Source organism: Embleya sp. NPDC050493 (genome assembly GCF_044458105.1).
Classification (GTDB): domain Bacteria; phylum Actinomycetota; class Actinomycetes; order Streptomycetales; family Streptomycetaceae; genus Embleya.
The window spans coordinates 237,807-259,716 of the sequence record NZ_JBITHP010000012.1 but is presented as its reverse complement, the minus strand read 5'-3'; the positions used below and the strand labels follow the sequence as shown (position 1 = coordinate 259,716).

General features: G+C 71.7%; 11 protein-coding genes and 1 riboswitch. Of the genes, 5 read left to right on the top strand and 6 right to left on the bottom strand.

Annotation, left to right across the window (positions count from 1 at the left end):
* Positions 1–67: 67 nt before the first annotated feature.
* Positions 68–478: a PPOX class F420-dependent oxidoreductase gene (locus ACIBM5_RS23970; RefSeq protein ID WP_391586220.1), complete on the top strand. Its 411-nt coding sequence runs from the start codon at positions 68–70 to the stop codon at positions 476–478.
* Between the two features lie 396 nt (positions 479–874).
* Here the strand turns inward: ACIBM5_RS23970 and ACIBM5_RS23965 are convergent, their stop codons facing one another.
* Positions 875–1,438: a histidine phosphatase family protein gene (locus ACIBM5_RS23965; protein WP_396008677.1), complete on the bottom strand. Its 564-nt coding sequence runs from the start codon at positions 1,436–1,438 to the stop codon at positions 875–877.
* A 288-nt stretch (positions 1,439–1,726) separates the two neighbouring features.
* Positions 1,727–1,813: riboswitch (cobalamin riboswitch) on the top strand.
* 51 nt (positions 1,814–1,864) lie between these two features.
* On the opposite strand from ACIBM5_RS23965, the gene ACIBM5_RS23960 reads away from it, so the two are divergent.
* Positions 1,865–2,077 carry a CbtB-domain containing protein gene (locus ACIBM5_RS23960; protein ID WP_391586222.1) on the top strand — a complete coding sequence of 71 codons (213 nt, stop codon included), beginning with the start codon at positions 1,865–1,867 and terminating at the stop codon, positions 2,075–2,077.
* Between the two features lie 93 nt (positions 2,078–2,170).
* Positions 2,171–2,923 carry a CbtA family protein gene (locus tag ACIBM5_RS23955; protein ID WP_391586223.1) on the top strand — a complete coding sequence of 251 codons (753 nt, stop codon included), beginning with the start codon at positions 2,171–2,173 and terminating at the stop codon, positions 2,921–2,923.
* 64 nt (positions 2,924–2,987) lie between these two features.
* Here ACIBM5_RS23955 and ACIBM5_RS23950 read toward each other — a convergent pair whose 3' ends face one another.
* Together ACIBM5_RS23950 and ACIBM5_RS23945 are read right to left on the bottom strand one after the other, a co-directional pair.
* Positions 2,988–3,860 carry an oxidoreductase gene (locus ACIBM5_RS23950; protein WP_396008676.1) on the bottom strand — a complete coding sequence of 291 codons (873 nt, stop codon included), beginning with the start codon at positions 3,858–3,860 and terminating at the stop codon, positions 2,988–2,990.
* Positions 3,861–3,873: 13 nt separating this feature from the next.
* Positions 3,874–4,740 carry a sugar phosphate isomerase/epimerase family protein gene (locus tag ACIBM5_RS23945; RefSeq protein ID WP_391586225.1) on the bottom strand — a complete coding sequence of 289 codons (867 nt, stop codon included), beginning with the start codon at positions 4,738–4,740 and terminating at the stop codon, positions 3,874–3,876.
* A gap of 329 nt (positions 4,741–5,069) precedes the next feature.
* Between ACIBM5_RS23945 and ACIBM5_RS23940 the strand changes: the two genes are divergently transcribed.
* Positions 5,070–6,608, top strand: coding sequence for a phenylalanine aminomutase (D-beta-phenylalanine forming) (locus ACIBM5_RS23940; RefSeq protein ID WP_396008675.1), 1,539 nt, complete (start codon positions 5,070–5,072; stop codon positions 6,606–6,608).
* A 200-nt stretch (positions 6,609–6,808) separates the two neighbouring features.
* On the opposite strand, the gene ACIBM5_RS23935 is transcribed toward ACIBM5_RS23940, so the two are convergent.
* Positions 6,809–18,745, bottom strand: coding sequence for an SDR family NAD(P)-dependent oxidoreductase (locus tag ACIBM5_RS23935; RefSeq protein WP_396008674.1), 11,937 nt, complete (start codon positions 18,743–18,745; stop codon positions 6,809–6,811).
* Between the two features lie 114 nt (positions 18,746–18,859).
* Positions 18,860–20,461, bottom strand: a complete 1,602-nt coding sequence (locus tag ACIBM5_RS23930) for an AMP-binding protein (RefSeq protein ID WP_396008709.1) — start codon at positions 20,459–20,461, stop codon at positions 18,860–18,862.
* A gap of 205 nt (positions 20,462–20,666) precedes the next feature.
* Between ACIBM5_RS23930 and ACIBM5_RS23925 the strand changes: the two genes are divergently transcribed.
* Complete coding sequence (locus ACIBM5_RS23925; RefSeq protein ID WP_396008673.1) at positions 20,667–21,614, top strand: ACP S-malonyltransferase; 948 nt, start codon at positions 20,667–20,669, stop codon at positions 21,612–21,614.
* 7 nt (positions 21,615–21,621) lie between these two features.
* Here ACIBM5_RS23925 and ACIBM5_RS23920 read toward each other — a convergent pair whose 3' ends face one another.
* On the bottom strand, positions 21,622–21,870 hold the full coding sequence (locus ACIBM5_RS23920; RefSeq protein ID WP_391586229.1) for an acyl carrier protein: 249 nt from the start codon (positions 21,868–21,870) through the stop codon (positions 21,622–21,624).
* Positions 21,871–21,910 lie beyond the last annotated feature (40 nt).

Sequence of the window (21,910 nt, the reverse complement as noted above, 5' to 3'; positions counted from 1 at the left end):
GAACGGCGCTCGGCGGAGGAGCGCGCGCACTCCTCCGCGATCGAGGGCACGCCGTAGGATCCCGAACATGACGATTTCGTTGGGCGATGCCGCCCGCAAGCTTCTCGACGGGGCTCACCCGGCGGTGTTGGCCACCGTCAATCGCGACGGTGGGCCGCAGACTTCGGTGGTGTGGGTCGGGCGCGACGGGGACGACGTGCTGATCTCGTCGGAGGCCGGCCGTCTGAAGGAGCGCAACCTGCGTCGGCAGCCGCGCGCGAGCCTGACCATCTACGATCCGGCCGATCCCGACGTCTACCTGGAGGTGCGCGGCACCACCACGATCACCGAGGACGTCGACCGTCGGCTCGCCGTCGCGTTGGCCGAGAAGTACGAGGGCCCCGGTGCGGGCGAGGAATACCTGGCGCTGCCCCCCGAGTCGGTCCGAGTCGTCATCCGCCTCACCCCAACCCGACTCACCGGCACCGCAACAACCTGACCACCCCTCACACCCCCACCCCCCAAAAAAAGCCGACAGCCGACCAAGCCCCCACAGCCCCAGCAAGCCACCACACAGCCCAGGCAAGCCATCCACGCCCCAGGCAAGCCACGACACAGCCCGGACACGCCATCTACACAGTCCAGGCAAGCCGTCCACAACCCAGGCAAGCCATCTACAGCCCGAGCACGCCATCAACAGCCCAGCCAAGCCATCCACGGCCCGAGCACGCCATCAACAGCCCGGGCAAGCCATCGACAGCCCGGCCGGCGTTTGAGGCCAAATAGCCGGGCCGGCGCTTGAGGCCAATCAGCCCGGCCGGCGCTTGAGGCCAATCAGCCCGGCCGGCACTTGAGGCCAATCAGCCCGGCCGGCGCTTGAGGCCAAAAGCCCCCGCTACCGAAGCCGCAAAGCCCAACGCGCCCCATTCCGGCTGAGATCAACCCGCCCCAGCGGCCCCACATCCAGGTGCCAAAACACCCCCACAGCCCCGCGCAGCGCATGCACCGCGACAGCCCGCGCGACGATCGTGTGCGTAACCGCGACCACCCGCCCGTGCCCGCCCCGCGCCTGCTCGTCGAGCCAACTCGCGGACCGGTCGAGCACCGAGGCCAGCGACTCGCCGTCGTGCGGGGTCGCCTCCGGTTCGGCAAGCCACGCGGCCACCCCCGCCGGATCCGCGGCCAGCACCTCGTCCAGCGTCCGCCCCGCCCAGGTCCCATGGTCGCAGTCGCGCAGCGCCGGCTCGATCAACGCATCCGCCAGACCGATCGCGACGGAGGTCTGCGCGCAGCGCAACTCCGGCCCGCGCACCACCCGAAGCAACTTCCCGCCGACCGGCGGCGCCAACCGCTCGGCCGCCGCCCGACCATGCGCCGTGATCGGTTCGTCCAGTGGGAAGGCGGCCCGCCCGGTGGCGGCGGTGGCGGCGTGGCACAGCAGGGTGACCCGAGTACTCACAACACGCCCCTGCGCAGCCGGCGCCCGACCGACCCGGCACGACCCACCCAACCAGCCCGACCCACCCGACCCGCCCAACCAGCCCGACCCACCCGGCCCGTCCGACCAGTCCAACCAGTCCAACCAGCGCGATTAGCCCGATCTGCCCGATTCACCACGATCCACCCCGCCCGATCCGCCCGATCCACCCGGTTCAAGACTTGCACAAAGATCTCGGCCGGCGGCCCGCGCCCGTTGACCCCGTCGGCGGGCGACCCCTAGATTCCGATCGACCTCGCGTCGCGACGAGGAAGCCGGTGAGACTCCGGCACGGGCGCGCCACTGTGATCGAGCAACCGACCCCGCGCGAGCGGGATCCGGGGCCGTGAGTCAGACCCTCCCGCGACGCACCCCGTATCCGGGCGCGTTGCCCCGAAGGAGGATTCCGTGGCTCAGGCCGCCGTTCCCCGTCCCGCCGTCACACCGATCACGATTCCGGTCAAGGCGATCCTGCCCTGGGCCGCGTTCGCCGGGGCATTCCTGCTGTTCCTCGTCTACTTCGTCGCCTCCGAACAGGGCGCGGTCGCGCTCTTCTCGGGATCGGGTGTGCACGAGTTCGTGCACGACGGACGACACCTGCTCGGCTTCCCCTGCCACTGACGGTTGCCCGGTCACACCGCGCGACACGTAGGGAACAGGTATCGCGCGACCCGTCGACGAGGCGGGTCGCCATACAGGAAGTCGACATCACGCATGGTGCGAAATCTGTTGATCCGCGGCATGCTCACCGGCGTGCTCGCCGGGGTTCTGGCGTGGGTGTTCGCGTGGGTCTTCGGTGAGCCGGAGGTCCGGAACGCGATCGCATTCGAGGAACACGAGGCGGGTGCGCACGGCGACCATCCCGAAGAGGAGATCGTCAGTCGGGGCGTGCAGAGCACGATCGGCATGCTGACCGGCGTGGGGGTGTACGGGATCGCCATCGGCGGCCTGTTCGCTCTCGTCTTCGCCTTCGCCTACGGCAGGATCGGGCCGTTCCGCCCTCGTGCCACGGCCGGGCTGCTGGCGCTGCTCGGGTTCGTGACGGTGATCGTGGTGCCGTTCCTGAAGTACCCGGCGAACCCGCCGGCGGTCGGCGACCCGGACACCATCGGGCGGCGCACCGCGCTGTACTTCGGCATGCTCGCGCTGTCCGTGCTGTTCGCGGCGGCCTCGGTACTGCTCGCCCGGCGGCTGACCCCGCGGCTGGGGGTCTGGAACGCCGTCCCGCTCGCGGTCGCGGCGTTCGTGGTCGCGGTCGGCGTAGCGATGTGGGCGATGCCCACGGTGAACGAGATCCCCGCCGAGTTCTCGGCCACGGTGGTTTGGCGTTTCCGGGTCGCCTCGCTCGGTATCCATACCGTCATCTGGACCACGTTCGGCCTGGTCTTCGGGCTGTTGGCGGAACGCGTACTCTTCCCCGTCGCCGATCCGCGACCCGAATCGCGGGTCCCGGCCGCCGCCGGTTGACCGGGTCGGTCCACGAGCGCCGGCCGGGCCTCCCAGGCCCGGTCGGCGCTCGTGACCGCCACACTCAGGGTGTGAAGTGATCGAGCGCCGCGAAGCGCACGCCCGTGAGGTTTTCCGATACGTCCCACAGGCGCGCGGCGACGGCCTCGTCGAGGGCTTTCGGGGACGGGGTCATCCGCTTGGGGCCGGGCCCGTAGAACTCCCCACCGCGCGCCTCGGGCGAGGTCGCCGCGTACAGCGACGGGATCGCGCCCTTGTCCGCGGACTGGAGGAACAGCCGCATCATCAGGCTCATCACGCGGGGCAGGGCACCGATGTTGGTCGCCGTGGTACCCGGGTCGCTGGCCACGCTGACCAGGTCGACGCCGGCTCCGTCGGCGCGACGTTGCAGTTCCAGGGTGAAGAGCAGGTTCGCCAGCTTGGACCGCGCGTAGCTCGAGTTCCGGCCGTACTTGCGCTCCGCTTGGAGGTCGTCGAAGTCGATCTCGCCTTCGGCGTGGTTGTCGCTGGACACCGTCACGACCCGCGCGCCCGGGCCGGCCACCAGGAGCGGCAGGAGCAGTCCGGTCAGCGCGAAGTGGCCGAGATGGTTGGTGCCCAACTGCTTCTCGAACCCGTCGGTGGTGACCTGGCGCGAGATCATCCCGACCCCGGCATTGTTGACCAGGATGTCGATCCGGTCGAGCCGGTCGACCAGCGTTTTGGCCAGGTCTCGGACCGAGGCCAGGTCGGCCAGGTCCAACGGGACGTACTCGACACGGGTGGACGAGGCGCGCTTGCGGATCTGCGCGACGGCCGCGTTGCCCCGTTCGGGGCTGCGGCAGGCGACGAACACGTGGGCGCCGTGCAGGGCCAGTTCGAGCGCGGTGGGCAGGCCGATGCCGCTGTTGGCGCCGGTGACCACGGCCGTGCGGCCGGTCAGGTCGGGAATGTTCACCGTCGGATCCCCTCTACGCCGTGCGTGCGGCATCCAGCAGGGCCCGGACCGCCGCGGTCGTCCGGGTCGCGTTCTCCTCCGGGGTCGCCTTGCGCAGGTCCTCGGACAGCACCTCCACCGACAGCGGGACGTCGACGCCCTTGTCCGCCAGGGTGCGCACGATGCGGATCAGGTCGAAGTCGCCCTCGCCCGGCAGGAGCCGGCTGTTGACGCAGTCCTCCTGCAGACTGCCGTTCGGCTCGGCGGCTCCGTCGCACAGCTCCACGCCGGTGATGTGCCGGGCCTCGACCCGGTCCAGGGCGGCGAAGCCGTGCGGGTCGCGGGACAGGTGCCACGCGTCGATCAGGAGCCCGCCGTTGGGTCGGTCCGCGGCGATGACCACCTCGGCCGCGACGCCGTAGTGGAACGCGGGGAACACGGCGAAGGGTTCCAGCTCCATGGTCAGCCCGCGCACGGCGGCCCGGTCGCACAGCGCGGCGAAGCGTTCGGTGATCTGCTCGATCGGCGGCAGCTCGGCCGGCGGGAAGAACACCGCCGACGTCTTCACTCGAGTGGCCCCGAACAGGTCGGCCCAGGCGAACAGTTGCTCCTCGGACGCGCGCGCGTTCGCGCCCTCCTCGCCGTCGGCGTGCCAGCCGAGCAGAAGCTCCAGCTCGCCGACCACGACGCCATACTCTTTGAGGATGCCCAGGATCGTCGCCTCCGACTCGGTGGCCAGGAGCGGTTCGAGCTCGTAGCCGCCCATGCCCATCCCGGTGGAACCGACCCCGGCCACCGCGGCGACCCGCTCCCTGAACGAGTCCCGAACCGGTTCGGGCCAGATCGAGCCCGCCAGGTGCGGGTGGGCGAAGAACGGATTCCGCTGGTCGAGAAGGCTCATGTCGTCGTGATCTCTCTCATCCGTGGTGTTCGGTGTCGGGCACGTCGTCGATTCGGATATACGCCTCATTGAATCCGTGCCCCGTGACGCGGTGCCAGGGCTGCGTACCCCTAAACGCGACCGATGTCCCCCTATCCGGAGCAGCCTCCGCGCGCTTCGCGCGCGAACCCAAACGCCTTTCCGCACACGGGAGTTGAACCTAGGGGCACACCCATGGCACTTAGGGGTCGATTCCCCTGGCTCGCCCTTCACCCACATGACATCAATGAAATGTATTAGGCGCCTTCGCGTCCCGATTCCAATCGATTTCAAGAATGGGGTTCGACACCGTGACATTCACGCTCACCGCCGGTCGGCGGGTCAGCCTGGAGGAAATCGAGTCGGCCGTACGGAACTCGATTCCCGTGGCCGTGGACGACGATGTCCGCAAGCGGGTCCGCCGGTCCCGGGAAACGTTGGTGTCCTTCGTGGACGCCGGGCGAGTGGTCTACGGGGTCAACACCAGCATGGGTGGATTCGTCGATCGGCTGGTGCCGGTCTCGATGGCGCAGGAGTTGCAGGAGAACCTGATCAACGCGGTGGCCACCAACGTCGGTGCGCACCTGGACGACCACACCGTTCGCGCGATCATGCTGTCCCGCATCGTTTCCCTGGCGCGCGGGAATTCCGCGATCTCCGAGGAGAACTTCGACAAGCTGATCGCGGTGTACAACTCCGGGGTCGTGCCGTGCGTACCGGAGAAGGGCTCGCTCGGCACCAGCGGCGACCTCGGCCCGCTCGCCTCGATCGCGCTCGTCTGCGCCGGTCAGTGGAAGGCGCGGTTCGACGGCGAGACGCTCTCCGGCGCCGAGGCGCTGAGCCGGGCCGGCCTGAAGCCGATGAAGCTCAGCTTCAAGGAGGGCCTGGCGCTGATCAACGGTACGTCCGGCATGGTCGGCCTGGGCAGCCTGGTCTACCAGCGGGCCCGCCGTCTGCTCGACGTCTACCTCCGGGTGTCGGCCCTGTCGATCGAGGGGCTGCGCGGCATGACCAAGCCGTTCGATCCGCGGGTGCACCAACTCAAGCCGCACCTCGGACAGCGGGAAGTCGCCGCCAAGCTGTGGGAGTTGCTTGCCGACTCGGGACTCGCACGCAACGAGCAGGACACCGAGGACGTGCTCGCGAGCGAGATGGGCACGATCGTCAAGAAGGGCTCCGAACCGATCGAGGACGCGTACTCGATCCGCTGCACGCCGCAGATCCTGGGCCCGGTGCTGGACAGCATGAACACCATCGCGGGCACCCTGGCGGACGAGTTGAACTCGTCCAACGACAACCCGCTCGTGCTGCCCGACGAGGACGACGTCTTCCACAACGGGCACTTCCACGGGCAGTACGTGGCGATGGCCATGGACCACCTGGTGATCGCGCTGGCGACGCTGACGAACCTGTCGAACCGCCGCGTCGACCGGTTCATGGACGCAAGCAACAGCAACGGTCTGCCTCCGTTCCTGTGCCGCGAGGAGCCGGGGCTGCGGCTGGGTCTGATGGGCGGTCAGTTCATGACCGCCTCGGTGACCGCGGAGACCCGCGCACTGGCCGTGCCGATGTCGATCCAGTCGCTGACCACGACGGCGGACTTCCAGGACATCGTCTCCTTCGGGTTCGTCGCCGCGCGCAAGGCCCGGGAGGTGCTCACGAACGCCACCTACGTGGTGGCGTTCGAGCTGCTCTGCGCCTGCCAGGCCGTGGACATCCGCGGCGTGGAGGGCCTGTCCTCCGGTACGCGGGAGCTGTACGAGCGGACCCGTGCGCTGGTCCCCTACCTGGATCGGGACATCACCGTGACCGACTACGTCGAGGCGATCGCGCGCGAGATCCTCTCCTGAGTACTGCGGCGAGTGTGGGGCGGCCCCGCCCTCTCGTCGACGGACCACCCCAGAGAAGAAACCGAGAGCGCCGCCGATTCCAACCCCCGGGAATCGGCGGCGTTTTCGTTGGGTCGGTGGCTTCCCAAAGCGGCCGCCCGCCACGCGAAGCGCCCCTCGATCGACCAGCGATCGAGGGGCGCACCCGAATACCGGTTCGGTCAGCCGGAGTTGTCCCGCTGGGCCGCCCGCAGCAGGTCGGCCACATCCATGCTCCGCAACGCCGCGCCGCGATCCTCCTCGACCGGCCGGTCCGGGGCCGCCGCCCCGTCACCGGCCTCGGTGAGCGCGAGCAGCGCGGCCAACAAGCCTGTCTCGCGCAGCCGACCGAGCGGGATCCTCGCCAACGCCTCGCGAACGGAGGCCTCCTCCCGATCGGCGGCCGGCAACGGCTCCGCGTCGGGTACGAGCTCGGACAGCAGGTAGCGAGCCAACACGTGCGGATCCGGATAGTCGAACACCAGCGTGGCCGGCAGCCGCAGTCCGGTCGCCGCGCCGAGCCGGTTGCGCAGCTCGATCGTGGTAAGCGAGTCGAACCCGAGGTCCTTGAAGGCCCGTTCGGGCGCGATCGCCCCCGCCCCGGAGTGGCCGATCACCACTGCGGCCTGTTCCCGGATCAGCTCCAGGACGGCCGCGCCGCGCTCGTCGGCGGGCAACGCGGCCAGCCGTTCGGGCAGGCTCGGCGCGTTCGTCGCGTCGGTCGCCGCCCGTACGGTTCGCCGCGCCGGGCCGCGAACCAAGCCCTGGAACAGCGGCGGCAGTTCACCGCTCGCGGCGAGTATCCGCAGGTCCAGCGGCACCGGCACGACGGTGGCCTCGTCGAACGTGGCGGCGGCGTCGAGCAGCGCGAGGCCCTGGTCGGGAGTCAGCGCCTTGGCGCCCTTCTTCGCCATCCGCGCCAGGTCGGCCTCGCCCAGCGCGCCGCCCATGCCGCCGTCGCTTGCCCACAGTCCCCAGGCCAGCGACTGTCCGGGCAGGCCCAGGTCGCGCCGATGCTTGGCCAACGCGTCCAGGAACACGTTGGCTGCCGCGTAGTTGCCCTGCCCGACCCCGTCGAGCACCCCGGCAGCCGAGGAGAACAGCACGAATGCCGCCAGGTCCGCGTCCCGGGTGAGTTCGTGCAGGTGCCAGGCCGCATCCACCTTGGGGCGCAGGACGGTATCCATCCGCTCCGGAGTCAGCGCAGCGAAGACCCCGTCGTCGAGCACGCCCGCCGTGTGGATCACCGCGGTCAACGGGTGCGCCGCGGGGACGTCGGCCAACAGGTCGGCCAACGCCGTACGGTCGGACACGTCGCAGGCGACCACCCGTACCTCCGCGCCGAGCGCGCGCAGCTCCGCCACCAACTCCCGGGCACCGGGCGCGGCCGAGCCGCGCCGACCGACCAGGAGCAGCCGGCGAGCGCCATGACGGGTGATCAGATGCCGGGCCACCAAAGCGCCGAGGGCGCCCGTACCGCCGGTGACCAGGACCGTGCCCTCGGGATCCGGGCGCCGCGGCATGGTCAGGGCGAGCTTGCCGACGTGTCGGGCCTGGCTCAGGAAGCGGAACGCCTCCGGCGCCCGACGCACGTCCCAGCTCCGGACCGGGAGCGGGCGCAGCGCCCCGGTCGCGAACAACGCGGTCAATTCGGCCAGCATCGCCTGGATCCGGTCGGGTCCGGCGTCCATCACGTCGTACGCCTGATAGCTGACGTTCGGGTGGTCCGCGGCGACCTTGTCGGGGTCGCGCAGGTCGGTCTTGCCCATCTCCACGAAGTGCCCGCCGTGCGGCAGCAGGCGCAGCGAGGCGTCCACGAACTCCCGGGCCAGCGCGTTCAGCACGACGTGCATGCCCGCGCCGTCGGTGGTGTCGAGGAACTGCTCCTCGAAGTCGAGGGTACGCGAGTCGGCGATGTGCGCGCCGTCCAGGCCCAGGCCCGCCAGCGTGTCCCACTTGCCGCGTGACGCGGTGCCGAACACCTCGGCGCCCAGGTGTCGGGCCACCTGTAGGGCGGCCATCCCCACGCCGCCGGTCGCCGCGTGCACGAGTACGCGCGCGCCCGCCCGGGTGTCGGCCAGGTCGACCAGTCCGTACCAGGCGGTGAGGAACACCAGCGGCACGGTGGCCGCCTGCTCGAACGACCATCCGTCCGGGATCCGGGCGAGCAGCCGATGGTCGGTCACCGCGACCGGCCCGAAGGCGTTCTCGAAGATGCCCATCACCGGGTCGCCCGGGCGCAGCCCGTCGACGCCGGGACCGACCTCCACGACCACCCCGGCGCCTTCGCCACCGATCCGGCCGCCGCCCGGGTACATGCCGAGCGCGACCAACACGTCGCGGAAGTTGACCCCCGCCGCGCGCACCGCGACCCGGACCTGGCCGGTCGCCAGGGCGACGTCGGGCTCGTCCGAGGCCACCAGGGCCAGGTGGTCCAACGTCGTGCCGGCGGCTTCCAGGCGCCAAGCTCCCGGGGGCGGCACCAGGCCCGCACCGGAGGCGGCGGTACGCAAACGCGCCACATAACCCCTGCCGTCGCGGATCAGGGCCTGCGGTTCCCCGGCGGCCACGATCGCGGGCAGCACCCGGGCCACCGCGGCCGGGCCGTCCGCGTCGACCAGGACCAGACGGTCGGGGCTCTCCGCCTGCGCGGCCCGTACCAGGCCCCATACCGCGGCGCCGACCGGATCGGTGAGGGCCTCACCGTCGAGGGCCATGGCGCCCTGGGTCAGCACCACCAGCCGGGCCCGCCCGAACCGCTCGTCGGCCAACCAGTCCTGCACGGCGGCGAGTACGCGCGAGGTGACCGCTCGTACCGCGTCGGGCACCCCGGCCGGGTCGTCCAGGGCATGCGGCGCGCACGGAAGCAGCACCGTGTCGAGCCCGGCCAGGGTGCCGGACGCGACGGCCTCGCCCAGCGCGGCCAGGCTCTCGTACGAACCGGGCAGATCCGTGCCCACCGACACGAACGACGGCGCGCCCACGAACGCATCGGCCGGACCGATCGGCTCCCACGCCATCCGGAACAGCGAGCCGTCGAGGGCTGATTCGTCCGCCAACTGCTCGGCGGACACGGGCCGCGCGACCAGCGACTCGACCGACAGTACGGGCCGGCCGTCGTGGTCGGAGACCTCGATCGAGGACACCTCGGCGCCCTGGACCCGCCGCAGCCGGACCCGCAGCGACGCGGCGCCCGCGGCGTGCAGCCGGACCCCGTTCCAGGAGTAGGGCAGCAGGGTGGCCCCGCCCTCCTCGGCCAACGCCTCGGCGTGCAACGCGGCGTCCAGGAGGGCGGGATGCAGCCCGTAGCGACCGGCTTCGCCGCGTACCGACTCGGGCAGCGCGACTTCGGCGAACACTTCCTCGCCACGCCGCCAGGCCGCCCGCAAGCCCTGGTAGGTCGGCCCGTATCCGTAGCCGCGGCCGGCCAACTCCGCGTAGCAACCCGACACATCGATCGTTGTGGCGCCGACCGGCGGCCATGGTTGCGGGTCGGCGGCCGGCGGCTCCGCGTTCGCGGCCGGACGCAGGACACCCTCGGCGTGCCGCGTCCACCCGCCGTCGACCGCGTCCTCGGCCCGCGAGTGCACGGTCAGCACCCGTCGACCGCTCTCGTCCGGTCCGCCGACCTGTACCCGGACCTGGACGCCGCCCTCCTCGGGCAACACCACCGCCGCCGCCAGGGTGAGTTCCTCCACGATCGCGCAATCGACCTCGTCGCCGGCCCGGACCGCCAACTCCACCAGTGCCGACCCGGACACCACCACTCGACCGAGGATCACATGGTCGGCCAACCAGGTCTGGTTCGCCGGCGAGAGTCGGCCGGTGAACAGCACGCCGTCGGACTCCGGCAGAGCCATCATCGCGCCCAGAAGCGGGTGATCCGTCGCGTCCACTCCGGCGGACGTCACATCGCCCACCCCGACCGCCGGCGTCAACCAGTAGCGCTCTCGCTGGAACGCGTAGGTGGGCAACTCGACGTGGCGAGCACCGTGATCGGCGAAGAACGCGTCCCAGTTCACCGGCACGCCGCTCACGTGCAATTCGCCCACGGCCGCCAGGAGTGTCGCCATCTCGGAGCGGCCCTTGCGCAGCGCCGGGAGCACCACGTAGGCGGCGCCGTCCTCGGCCACGTTCTCCCGCACCATCGCGGACAGCACGCCGTCCGGCCCGAGTTCGACGAACCGGGTCACACCACGCGCGGTCAGCGCGCGCACACCCTCGGCGAAGCGCACCGCCTCTCGCACATGGCCGACCCAGTACTCGGCGTAGGTGACGTCGGCGCTGCCGCCCGTGACGTTGGACACCAGCGGAATCACCGGCGACGCGTACGAAACCTGCTGCGCCACCTCGCGAAACTCGTCGAGCATGGGTTCCATCAGCGCCGAGTGGAACGCGTGCGAGGTGCGCAGCCGCTTGCTCCGGCGCGTGCCGAACCGGGCGCCGAATTCGGCGACGAATCTGGTGACGGCGGCCTCTTCGCCGGACACCACCACGGAGTTCGGCCCGTTGACCGCCGCGAGATCGACCAGGTCGGTCAGCCACGGCGCGATCTCGTCGGGATCCGCCTCCACCGCGACCATCGCCCCGCCCGCCGGCAGTTGCTGCATCAACCGGCCGCGTGCCGCCACCAGTCGCGCCGCGTCGGACAGCGACAGGACACCCGCGACGTGGGCCGCGCTCAACTCGCCCACCGAGTGGCCCATCACCACGTCCGGTCGGATGCCCCACGATTCGAACAGGCGGTACAGCGCCACCTCGACCGCGAACAGCGCCGGTTGGGCTCGCGCCGTGTCGTCGAGACCCGCCTTGTCACCCCACATCACCTCGCGCACCGGACGGTCGCTCCAGCGGTCCAATTCGGCGCACACGGTCTCCAGAGCCGCGCGGAAGACCGGGAACGCCCGGGCGGCTTCCCGGCCCATGCCCAGCCGTTGACTGCCCTGACCGGTGAACAGGAAGGCTGTACCGCCGACATGCGCGGTGCCGCGCAGCACGCCGGGAGACGGCGTCCCCTCGGCCAGCGCCGCCAGCCCCCGCAGGAACTCGGACCGATCCATCCCCGACACCACCGCGCGATGCTCGAACGCCACCCGCGTCGTCGCCAGGGCCCGGCCCACGGCGGCGAACCCGTCCTCGTCCGGCCCGATGTGCGACCACAGCCGACGGGCCTGGGCCCGCAGCGCGTCCTCGGTCCGGCCGGAGAGCACCCACGGCACCGGGCCGGTGTGCGGCGGTTCGGGTGCGGCAGCCGGTGCCTCGGGCGGCTGCTCCAGGATCACGTGCGCGTTGGTGCCGCTGACGCCGAACGACGACACGGCCGCCCGCCGCGGTCGACCCACCTCCGGCCACGCCCGCGACTCGGTCAGCAACTCCACCGCGCCGGCGGACCAGTCCACCTCCGGTGTCGGCTCGTCCACATGCAACGTCATCGGCAACACGCCGTGCCGCATCGCCTCCACCATCTTGATGATCCCCGCCACGCCGGCGGCGGCCTGCGCATGCCCGATGTTCGACTTGATCGACCCCAACCACAGCGGCCGGTCCTCGGGACGATCCTGCCCATACGTCGCCAACAGCGCCTGCGCCTCGATCGGATCACCCAATCGCGTACCGGTCCCGTGTGCCTCCACCACATCGACATCACCGACGGACAGCCCCGCACCCGCCAACGCCTGCCGAATCACCCGCTGTTGGGCCGGACCGTTGGGAGCGGTCAACCCGTTCGACGCGCCGTCCTGGTTCACCGCCGAACCCCGCACCAGCGCCAACACCCGATGCCCGTTGCGCAGGGCGTCGGACAACCGCTCCACCAGGAGCATCCCCACGCCCTCGCTCCAACTGGTGCCATCGGCGGCGGCGGCGAAGGACTTGGAACGGGCGTCGGCCGCGAGGCCGCGCTGCGCGCTGAAGTCGACGAACGTCTTGGGCGTGGACATCACGGTCACCCCGCCGGCCAGCGCCAGCGAGCACTCCCCCGACCGCAACGCCTGCGCGGCCAGGTGCAGGGTCACCAGCGACGACGAGCACGCGGTGTCCACCGTCATCGCCGGACCCTCCAGGCCCAGCGTGTAGGCGAGTCGTCCGGAGGCCATGCTCCCCGCGCTGCCGATGCCGAGGTAGCCCGCCAGTTCGTCGGGCGCCTCGGCCAGACGGGTGGCCCAATCGTGGTACATCACGCCGGCGAACACGCCGGTACGGCTGCCGCGCAGCGTCGTGGCGTCGATGCCCGCCCGTTCCACGGCCTCCCAGGTGGTCTCCAGGAGCAGCCGGTGCTGCGGGTCCATGGCCAGCGCCTCGCGCGGGCTGATGCCGAACGGCGCGGGGTCGAAGTCCGCCGCATCGTGCAGGAATCCGCCCTCGCGGACGTAGCTCTTGCCGAGCTTGCCCGGTTCCGGGTCGTAGAGGTCGTCCACGTCCCAGTCCCGATCGCCGGGGAAGCGGGTGATGCCGTCGCGCCCGGAGGCGACCAGCTGCCACAGGTCCTCCGGCGACCCGACGCCGCCGGGGAACCGGCAGGCCATGCCCACGATGGCGATCGGTTCGTCGCCGCCGACCGACGCGGGCGCGGTGATGCCGACCGCGGACTCGCTGTTCGTCGCCTTCGACCGGATGAAGTCGGCCAGCGCCTTGGGCGTCGGATAGTCGAAGGTCAAAGTGGCGGGCAGGCGCAGCCCGGTCGCGGTGCCGAGCGCGTTGCGCAGTTCGACGGCGGCGAGCGAGTCGAAGCCGATCGTGGTGAAGGCCCGGTCCGGGTCGATCGACGCGGCGCCCTCGTGTCCGAGCACGGCGGCGACCTGGGTGCGGACCACGTCGAGGACGTATGGATGCCGTTCACCGTCCGGGAGTTCGGCCAGCCGGCGGGCCAGCGCGCCGGCCCCCGTGGCGCGGCCGGCGCCCGCTCGGCGGACGGTGGTGGGTACCAGTTCACGCAGCAACGCCTGCACCCCGCCGGGGCGGTTGCGCAGCGCGGCCGGGTCGATCCGCAGTGGCAGCAACGTCGCTCGGTCGGTGCCCAGGGCGCGGTCGAACAGGGCGAGGTTCTCGGCCACGGACAGGGTCACCAGGCCGGAGCGGTCGGCGCGGCGCAGGGTGGCGTCGTCGAGGCGCCCACCCATGCCGTCGGTGCCGCCCCACAGGCCCCAGGCCAGGGAGGTCGCGGGCAGGCCGGCCGCTCGGCGTTGTTCGGCCAGGGCGTCCAGGAAGACGTTCGCCGCCGCGTAGTTGGCCTGTCCGGGAGCCTCCAGGACGCCCGCGCCGGAGGAGAAGAGGACGAACGCCGACAGGTCGAGGTCGCGGGTGAGTTCGTGCAGGTGCCAGGCCCCGTCGACCTTGGGCCGAAAGACCGCGTCGACGTCGTCGGCGGTCAGCGCGCCGATCAGGTTGTCGGCGACCACGCCGGCGGTGTGCACGACCGCGCTCAGCGGGTGCTCGGCGGGTATGGCGGCGAGCAGCTCGGCCACCGCCGTGCGGTCGCCCACGTCGCAGGCGGCGATGGTGACCCCGGCGCCCAGTTCGGTCAGTTCGGCCCGGAGTCGGTCCGCGCCGGGTGCCTGCGGTCCGCGTCGACCGACCAGGAGCAGCCTGCGTACGCCGTGTTCGGTCACCAGGTGGCGGGCCAGGTGGCTCGCCAGGCCGCCCGTGCCGCCGGTGATCAGGACCGTGCCGTCCGCGGGCCAGGGCGCGGGCTGCGGGCTTTCCGTGACGCGCGCGAGTCGCGGTACCAGGACGGTATCGCCACGCAACGCCAGTTCGGGTTCGCCGGCCGGCAGGTCGGGCAGTGCGGCGGCGCCGTCGAGGTCCGCGAGGACGAACCGGCCCGGGTGCTCGGCCTCGGCCGAGCGCACCAGGCCCCACAGCGGGGCCAGGGCGGGATCGGCGGGCTCGTCGTCGGGGCCGGTGGCCACCGCGCCCGTGGTGACCAGCACGAGCCGCGAATCGGCGAAGCGTTCGTCGCTCGACCAGTCGCGCAGCAGGTCGAGAAGCCGGGTGGTGGCCGTCCGCGCGGCGACGGGCGGGGCGCCCTCGGCCGGTTCGAGGCGTACGACCACCGCGTCCGGCACCGGGTCGCCCGCGGTGATCGCTGCGCCGAGCGCGGCGAGGTCGCGGTGGTCGGTCCCCAGCACGACCCGGGTTCCCCGGGTCGTCTGCGGCGCGGGCGCCAGGGGTGTCCAGCGCACTCGCAGCAGCGCGTCGTCCCGGGTCGCCCGGGCACGTTGCAATTGCCCGGCGTCGACGGCGCGGACCGCGATCGAGCGTACGGTGGCCACCGGCTCGCCGTCCGCGTCGGCGATCGACGCCGACACCGCGTTCGGACCGGTCGCGGTGATCGCGACCCGCAGCGCCGCGGCGCCCGCGGCGTGCAGGCGGACGCCGGTCCAGGCGAACGGCAGGCGGGTCCCGCCGCCGTCGGCACGGTCGTCGGCGAACGCCATCGCCTGGAGCGCGGAATCCAGCAGCGCGGGGTGCAGGCCGAAGCGCTCGGCGCGCGAGCGCTCCCCGTCGGCGAACGCGACTTCGGCGAACACGTCACCACCGCGACGCCACACCGCGCGCAGGTTGCGGAACATCGGGCCGAACTCGTAGCCGTTCTGCGCGTCTTCGCGATAGAAGTCGGTGATGTCGATCGGCTGGGCCCCGACCGGCGGCCACGTCACCAGGTCGAACGCCGCGGCGGCCGGCTCCGCGCCCGCGCTCGGCGCCAGCACGCCGCTCGCGTGCCGGGTCCAGTCGTCGCCGTCGTCGGCCCGCGCGTGCACCTCGACCGACCGTCGGCCGGTATCGTCCGCCGCGCCGACGGTGATCTGCAGGGCCACGCTCCCGCTGTCCGGCAGCGCGAGGGGCACCTCCAGGGTGAGTTCGTCGACAGTGGCGAAGCCGACCTCGGCACCGGCCCGGATCGCCAGTTCCACGAACGCGGTCCCGGGCAGCAGCACGACGCCGGAGATGACGTGGTCGGCCAGCCAGGGCTGGGTCTGCGTGGAGAGCCGGCCCGCGAGCACCACGCCGTCGGAGCCGGCCAGGCTCACCACGGCGCCCAGAAGCGGGTGTTCGGGGTTGCGCAGTCCCGCCGCGCGGACATCCGCGGGTGCGGTCCCGTCCAGCCAGTACCGGCGGCGCTGGAAGGCGTACGTGGGCAGTTCCACTCGTCGGGCGCCGCGGCCGGCGAAGAAGGCCGCCCAGTGGACCGGCGTGCCGCGCACGTGGGCGGCGGCCACGGCGGCGACGCATTCGTGTTCCTCCGACCGCCCTGCCCGCAGGACCGGTACGAACAGCGTGTCCGGGCCGTCGGCGGGCAGGCAGGCCGGGCCGAGCGCGGACAGGACCGGGTCCGGGCCCAGTTCCAGGAACGTGGTCACACCCTCGGCGCCCAGCCGGCGCACGGTGTCTCGAAAGCGCACGGGTTCGAGCACGTGCCGCACCCAGTACGCCGCGTCGGGGGTGAACGGGCGCCCGGTGATGCCGGACACGACGGGGATGGCCGGCGTCCGGTAGGTCATCGCCTCCGCGATCCGCCGGAACTCGTCGAGCATCGGTGCCATGAGCGGCGAGTGGAAGGCGTGCGAGGTACGCAGGCGCTTGGTTCGGCGGCCGGGGAATCGGGCCACGACGGCGGCGACTTGGTCCTCGTCGCCGGAGATCACCACCGAGTCGGGGCCGTTGATCGCGGCCAGGCCCACTCGATCGTCGAGCAGCGGCCCGACCTCGTCCTCGCTTGCCTCGATCGCGACCATCACGCCCGTCGAAGGCAGTTCCTGCATCAGTCGACCACGCGCCGCGACCAGCAGGGCGGCGTCCTCCAGGGACATCGCGCCGGCCACATGGGCCGCGCTCAGTTCGCCGATCGAGTGTCCGGCCAGGTAGTCGGGGACCACGCCCCACGATTCGAGGAGTCGGTACAGGGCCACCTCGATCGCGAACAGCGCGGTCTGCGCGTATGCGGTCTGCTCCAGGAGGGCGGCTTCGGGCGTGTCGGGCGCGGCGAACAGCACGTCGTGCAGCGGAGGTTCGAGTTGTATGTCGAGGTAGTCGGCGACGTCGTCGAGCGCGCCTGCGAAGACCGGGAAGGTGTCGTACAGTTCCCGGCCCATCGCCAGGCGTTGACTGCCCTGGCCGGTGAACAGAAAGGCCAGCCGCCCGGCCGCCGCCGTGCCGCGCCGGATGCCCGGCGCGGCTTGGTCCTCCCGGATCGCCCGCAGCGCCCCCATGAGTTCCTCGCGGTCGCGGGCCACGATCGCCACGCGGTGTTCGAGGGCGGTTCGGGTGACGGCGGTCGAGTAGGCCACGTCGAGAGGTGTGGGCGCGTCGGCGGAGTCGAGCAGGTCGTACAGGCGACCGGCCTGGGCGCGCAGGGCCGGCTCGTTGCCGGCGGAGAGCAGGACCGGGTTGATCCGGTCCGCATCGGGTTCGGCCTCGGGCTCGCCGGCGTCGGTCGGCGGCGCCTCCTCGATGATCACGTGCGCGTTGGTGCCGCTGACACCGAAGGACGAGACGCCGGCCCGGCGAGGTCGGTCGGTCGTCGCCGGCCACGGCTGGGGTTCGGTGAGCAGGCGCACCGTTTCGGCGGACCAGTCGATGTGCGGTGAGGGCTCGTCCACGTGCAGGGTCCGCGGCAGTTCGCCGTGCCGGATCGCCTCGACGATCTTGATCACTCCGGCCGCGCCGGCGGCGGCGCCGGTGTGGCCGATGTTGGTCTTGACGGAACCGAGCCACAGCGGTCGCTCCGGCGAGTGGTCCCGGCCGTAGGTGGCGATCACCGCCTGCGCCTCGATCGGGTCGCCCAGGGTGGTGCCCGTGCCGTGCGCCTCGACCACGTCGACCTGGTCCGCGGTCAGGCCGGCGTCGGCGAGCGCCTGGCGGATCACCCGTTGCTGGGCCCGGCCGTTGGGCGCGGTCAGGCCGTTGCTGGCGCCGTCCTGGTTCAGGGCGGATCCGCGCACGATCGCGAGCACTCGGTGCCCCTGCCGGCGGGCGTCGGCGAGCCGTTCCAGCACCAGGACACCCGCGCCCTCGGCGAAGTTGGTGCCGTCGGCCGCGGCGGCGAACGCCTTGCAACGCCCGTCGGGGGCCAGGCCGCGCTGCCGGCTGAACGTGGTGAACGTACCCGGACTGGTGATCACGGTGACCCCGCCGGCGAGCGCGAGCGTGCACTCGCCCCGGCGCAGCGACTGGACGGCCAGGTGCAGCGCCGCCAACGAGCCGGAGCACGCGGTGTCGACCGTCAGCGCGGGCCCTTCCAGGCCCAGCGTGTAGGCGATCCGGCCGGACACGATGCTCGGCGCGGTACCGGTCATCAGGTGGCCGTCCAGGCCGTCCGGCGCCTCGTGCACGCGCGGTCCGTACTCGTGTGGCTCGACCCCGATGAATACCCCGGATCGGGTGCCGCGCAGCGGGCCCGCGTCGATCCCGGCCCGCTCCAGCGCCTCCCAGCAGGTCTCCAGGAGCACCCGCTGCTGCGGGTCCATCGCGGTGGCCTCGCGCGGGCTGATCCCGAAGAATTCGGCGTCGAACTCGGCGGCGTCGGGCAGGAATCCGGCCTGCCGTACGTAACTCGTCCCGGGGGTATTCGGGTCCGGGTCGTACAGCGCGTCCAGGTCCCAGCCCCGATCGTCGGGGAAGGGGGCGATCACGTGCCGGCCGTCCGCCACCAGGCGCCACAGGTCCTGCGGTGACGCCACGTCCCCGGGGAAGCGGCAGCCGATGCCGACGATCGCGATCGGCTCGTCGTCGGCCCGTGCGGTGGGCGCCGGTTCGGGATCATCCTCGGCGATGCCGAGGAGTCGGGCACGCAGGTGGCGCGCGAGTTCGGCCGGCGTCGGATGGTCGAAGCCGACCGTCACCAACAACTCCAGGCCGGTCGCCCCGACCAGCCTGGCGTGCAGTTCGACCAGGCCGAGCGAGTCCAGGCCCAGCTCCCGAAAGGGTCGGTCGGGACCCACCGGATCGCCGGTCCCCGGCGGGGAGTCGGCGTCCTCGGGCCGGATCTTGCGCAGCACCGCGAGCGTGTGCTCGCGGACCAGGTCGAGCAGTACGCCGGTCTGCTCGGGCCTGGACAATTCGGCCAACCGTCGGGCGAGTTCGCCGCCCGAAATCGTCGCAGCGTTCCAGGACTCAGTCATCCGCGCACTCCACACCTATTCTGACGGCGGCCGATCCGGTCTGCCCGGGTCAGGCTCGTCCCGCAGGTCGTTCCAACAAAACCGGGGAATTCGGGCGGTCGCGAGAACCGCCGCTCAGGACGGGCCGGCCACCCGGGTGGCGAGACTGGCGCGATCCACTTTTCCATTCACGGTCAGCGGAATATCGTCGACCGCGACGATATTCGCCGGAATCATGTAGCCGGGCAGCGTATCCGCACAGAACGCGCGCACCTTCGCCTTGTCGAAGGCCGCGCCGCCGGGTTCGGCGACCACGAACGCGTGCAACACCGGGTCGTTTTCCGGACGCGGCACGAGCAGCGCGACCGCGGCCGAGATGCCGGGGAATTCCAGCAACCGGCGCTCCACCTCGCCCGGTTCGACGCGGTTCCCGCGGATCTGGACCTGGGCGTCGACGCGGCCGGCGAAGTACAGTTCTCCGCTTTCGCCGCGATAGGCGAGGTCGCCGCTGCGCAGCACCGTGCGTCCCGAGCGCGGGTCGAGCGGATCGGGCACCAGCACGCGCGCGGTGGCCTCCGGGTCGTCCCAGTAGCCGCTGAACATCGAAGGCGCGCGCAGATGGATCTGCCCGGCGACGCCGCTCCCCTCGACCGGTCGCCCGTCCTCGTCGAGCAGGCTCACGTCGAACCCGGGGAGCGGGAAGCCGATGGACAGCCGCTCCAGGCCGTCCGGGATCGGCCGCGGCACCTCGGTGAACGAGCAGGCCATCGACTCGGTGGCGCCGTATCCGTTGACGATCCGCGCGTGCGGCAGCAGCCCCTGCAGGTGCCGCAGTTCCGGCAGTGGGAAGTCCTCGCCCGTGAACAGGATGCCGCGCACCCGGTCGAGGCCGGCGAGCAGTTCGGGCTCGTGCCGCAGCACGGGGCGCCAGATCGAGGGGACGCCGTGCACCTGGGTGGCGCCGGTGTCGCCAAGGTAGGTCAGAAAGCGCCGCGGCCAGTTCAGTTCCTCGCGCGGTACGGGCACCAGGGCCGCGCCGGTGCCCAGCGCCAGGCCGATGTCGAACAGGGCGAAGTCGAATTGCAGCGGCGAGGTGGTGGCGATCCGGTCCTCGGGGGTGATCAGGCCCTGTTCGAGGATGGCGCGGTAGAGCGAGACGACCGAGCGGTGGCTCATCACCACGCCCTTGGGGCGACCGGTGGTGCCCGAGGTGAAGATGATGTACGCGGTATCGGTGCCGACGATCTCGCGCCGGTGTCGCACGCGCGCACGGGGCGCCCGCTCCACCCGCAGCCCGCCGGCGCCGAACCGCGCGGTGCCCACCGCCGCCGGCAAGTCCGCACGGCCGCCCCCCTCGGCCTGCGCGTAGAGCGCGGGCTCGGCGGTATCCAGGATCGACCGCAGCCGTCCGCTCGGCGTCTCGGGACTGACCGGGATGAACGGCAGGCCGAGCAGGGAGCAGGCCAGGAGCATCGCCACGGCATCCGGTGTGACGTTCGCTTCGAGCACCACCCGGTCGCCCACGTCCAGGCCCGGTTCCGCCAGTGCCGCGGCGAATTCGTCGACCCGGGTCCGCAACTCCCCATAGGAGAGCGTCCGTACCCCACCTTCGCCGTCACGGGTCACGAAAGCCGGCGTATCGGGAGCCGAATTCGCCGCCGCGAGCATGAACCAATAAAGGTTGTCCACCGATTCGCGCGCGCGGGCCGCGCGTCGCCCGTTCGAAATCACACGCATTCCTTCCCGACGGCTCGCGCCGCGCGGACTAGGGCTTCCCAGCCCATTTCCTAACACGGTCGGGCGACCCTCGCAAGATTGCCGGACGCGAACTCCGGGAGGTTAGGGGCAGTTAGGGGTACAGCGATATCTCCGGGGCGCACACACTTGTCGAGACACCGTATCCAGCTGACTCGAATTCCGGAATGGATTGGAAAACAGACACATGGGATCTCAGCTCGAAGCCGGTTCCGCGGTCGTGTTTCCCGGCATCAGCCCCTGCCGCTTCGACGACGTGGCGAAGTTCATGCTGATCAATCCCGCCGCCCGCGCCCTGGTGGCCGAGGCGGACGACCGGCTCGGCTACTCGCTGGTCGATCGATATCGCGAAGCACCGGGTGATTACTCGGAGTTCGCGCGCGTGGCGTTCCTGGTCAACTGCCTGGCACCGGCGTACTGGGCCGAGGACGCGCTGGACATGCGGCCGGACGTGATCCTGGGTGCCAGCTTCGGCGGGACACCAGCGGCGGTGTACTCGAGGTCGCTGGACTTCGCCGACGCCGTGTCGCTGACCGCCCGGTGGGGGCACGCGCTGGACGCGTACTTCGCCCGGGAGCACGGCGACGTGGTCACCCAGTCGTTCGCCCGGACCCCCGCCGACCGGCTGGCCCAGGTGCTGGGCGAGTTGGACGAACGAGGCGAGTGGCACGAGATCGCCTGCCACATCGACGAGGAATTCCACATGGTCTCGGTGCGCGAGGCCGGCCTGGACCGACTGAACGAGCGGGTACGCGCAGTGGGCGGCCTGCCGTTGTCCACCATGCGTCCGCCGATGCACTCGCGCCTGTTCGGCCCGCTGCGTCGGCACATCGAGGACACCGTCTTCGCGGACCTGCGCTTTCGCGACCCGAAGCTACCGGTGGTCTCGGACCACGACGGAAGCGTGCTGCGTACCGGCGAGCAGATCCGCACGCTGCTCCTGGACGGCATCGTCCGCGCGGTCCACTGGCCGACCGCGGTGGCCACGCTGCGCCGGGCCGGGGTGGTCAGGGCCTACGTGGCCGGGCCGGACAGCCTGTGGGGCCGGGTGCCATGCACGACCCGAAGCTTCGAGGTCGTCCCGCTGAAGCCGCAGACCGCGATGCGCCCCCGGCGCCGGCTCACCGCCGCGTAGCACCGGCTCACGCGGCAGACGTGATCATTCTGGACAGCGTCGCCCACAACGCGTCGGGGGTGGCGAAGTTCTCCATGTTCAGCGCGTCGTCCACGAACCGGGCGCCGTACGCCTGTTCCAGTGCGGCCAACAGCTCGACGGTGCTCATCGAGTCGAGGCCGAGGTCGCGTAGTTCCGACCCGCCGCCGAGCCGCTCGTCGGGCCCGAGGAACGGTACGTACCGTCGCACGATCGCTTCGAACTGGTCGTCCCACACGGCGAACCTCCACGTTTCGAGGACTGTTGTCCCGGTGTCT

Bases quoted from the DNA above. Each gene is read 5' to 3' on its own strand.
- ACIBM5_RS23970 (WP_391586220.1), top strand. From the start codon at position 68: ATGACGATTTCGTTGGGCGATGCCGCCCGCAAGCTTCTCGACGGGGCT.
- ACIBM5_RS23955 (WP_391586223.1), top strand. From the start codon at position 2,171: ATGGTGCGAAATCTGTTGATCCGCGGCATGCTCACCGGCGTGCTCGCC.
- ACIBM5_RS23945 (WP_391586225.1), bottom strand. From the start codon at position 4,740: ATGAGCCTTCTCGACCAGCGGAATCCGTTCTTCGCCCACCCGCACCTG.
- ACIBM5_RS23935 (WP_396008674.1), bottom strand. From the start codon at position 18,745: ATGACTGAGTCCTGGAACGCTGCGACGATTTCGGGCGGCGAACTCGCC.
- ACIBM5_RS23930 (WP_396008709.1), bottom strand. From the start codon at position 20,461: ATGCGTGTGATTTCGAACGGGCGACGCGCGGCCCGCGCGCGCGAATCG.
- ACIBM5_RS23925 (WP_396008673.1), top strand. From the start codon at position 20,667: ATGGGATCTCAGCTCGAAGCCGGTTCCGCGGTCGTGTTTCCCGGCATC.